The organism is Pararhizobium antarcticum, from assembly GCF_001885585.1.
GTDB classification, from domain to species: Bacteria; Pseudomonadota; Alphaproteobacteria; order Rhizobiales; family Rhizobiaceae; genus Pararhizobium; species Pararhizobium antarcticum.
The window spans coordinates 1-1,219 of record NZ_LSRP01000052.1 but is presented as its reverse complement, the minus strand read 5'-3'; the positions used below and the strand labels follow the sequence as shown (position 1 = coordinate 1,219).

Genomic DNA, 1,219 nt, shown 5'->3' with positions numbered 1-1,219 from the left:
TTCAAATACCGATTCCATCAATGAATCTGAACCTAGCTCAGAAAAAGAGCAGGGGGCAAAATCGAGCCATGTCAGCCGGGTTGTGAATGAGCCGATAAAAGCCTTTCCACTTGGGATGGTGTTGAAGGCGTGCCCCGATGTCCTCGATTACGGTCCGGGTGGCGCGATTACCAGCTGGCGCGACCTGATGTCGGCCGCGGTCGTGGTGCGATCGATGCTCGGGGTCAGTCCGTCGGCCTACCAGGCCGCCTGCGAAACCATGGGACCGGAAAACGCCGCCGCGGCGATGGCTTGCATCCTTGAGCGGGGAGGGCAGATCAACTCAGCGGGCGGCTACCTGAGGGATCTGACCCGTCGTGCGGAGAAGGGTGAATTCTCGCTTGGTCCGATGCTAATGGCGCTGATGCGCGCAAACGGAGAGGGATCTCAACGCACGGGTTGACGGTCGATGGAACATAGGTTCCCCGAAAGTGAAGAGTGGGGGCATGCGCCAGTAGACTTGTCAGCCGTTTTTTCCCGTGCTTTTGTCATATAAAGCAATAAGTTAATGACATTGAAAAGTATGTTAGATGCTATTGTATTGGCATCGAGATGCGCCGAAGCGGACAGCAATAAAATTTGAATAGCACGCAACTAAGGGTGTTGCAGTCTCCAGTCCATGTGGCATTTGGCACTTAACTGTTAGAATCCGGCGGTTCTGGCGGCGTTAGGCATTACAGTCAAGGCAGAAGTCTTGACGCTCTGCCGGTTCGTCTAGTGGCGGTGTTGTAGGGGTCTGAGTAGCAACGGAACAGAACCTACATAAGGGGCTGGGGTTTGGTGGACGTAGGTTTCTGAACTGAACGGCTAAATATGAGATTGACGCCTAGCCAGCGATGGATTTGCGTGTATCGCGCTGCTTCACATCAAATCAGGGTTTGTTGGAGGATTGGATTCGTCAGCTCATGCCCAGATCTTGCCGTTCACCGATAGATCCATGCCAAACCGCAAGCTCGGTCGAGCGAGTCGTATCCGGGAGCGCCTAATTGGTGTCGTCACGGAGGAATAAACGACGAAGGCGGCCCTCGAAAACTACCATGACCGGATGCAGCGGGTGCTGGATCACATCGACCGGCATCTGGACGACGATCTGGATCTGGAAGCGGTGAGCAACGTCGCAGCTTTCTCGAAATACCATTTCCATCGGCAGTTCACGGCGAACTTCGGGCTGTCCGTGCAT

The 1,219-nt window shown here is 54.6% G+C and carries 2 protein-coding genes; both read left to right on the top strand.

Features of this window, described 5'->3' with window-relative positions; genetic code table 11:
* Positions 1-442, top strand: a 442-nt coding sequence (gene repC, locus AX760_RS04890; RefSeq protein WP_245294930.1) for a plasmid replication protein RepC, incomplete at its 5' end; no start/stop codon positions are given.
* A 642-nt stretch (positions 443-1,084) separates the two neighbouring features.
* On the top strand, positions 1,085-1,219 hold a 135-nt coding region (locus AX760_RS04885; protein WP_139276451.1), incomplete at its 3' end, for an AraC family transcriptional regulator.